Raw genomic sequence first — 330 nt, forward strand, 5'->3', positions numbered from 1 at the left:
CTATCATGGACACGAGCATCTCTCTGCTTGTAAAACGCCTGCCATAATAACGTTCCCTTTTTATGATCCCCCAGAATCCTTCCATCGGACCATTATCAATACATTTTGCGACTCGTGACATGCTCTGTATCATCCCTGCTGCTTCCAGCCTTGCATGAAATGCCCTATTCGTATATTGGAAGCCCCTGTCACTATGGAAAAGCGGATGGGCATCAGGATCTGCCTGGATCGCTGCATCAAAAGTACGGAATACCAGATCATTATTATTAGAGTCGCCTATGACGTAGGATACGATCCTCCTGTCGTATAAGTCGAGGATGGCGCTCAGAT

General features: G+C 46.7%; 1 protein-coding gene. It reads right to left on the reverse strand.

What is annotated here, in order from left to right; all coding sequences use genetic code 11:
- Nucleotides 1-330 (reverse strand): DDE-type integrase/transposase/recombinase (locus tag JMF81_RS16345; RefSeq protein WP_243282529.1); only part of this gene is annotated, 330 nt, incomplete at both ends.

The organism is Anaerostipes butyraticus (assembly GCF_016586355.1).
Lineage (GTDB): Bacteria > Bacillota > Clostridia > Lachnospirales > Lachnospiraceae > Anaerostipes > Anaerostipes butyraticus.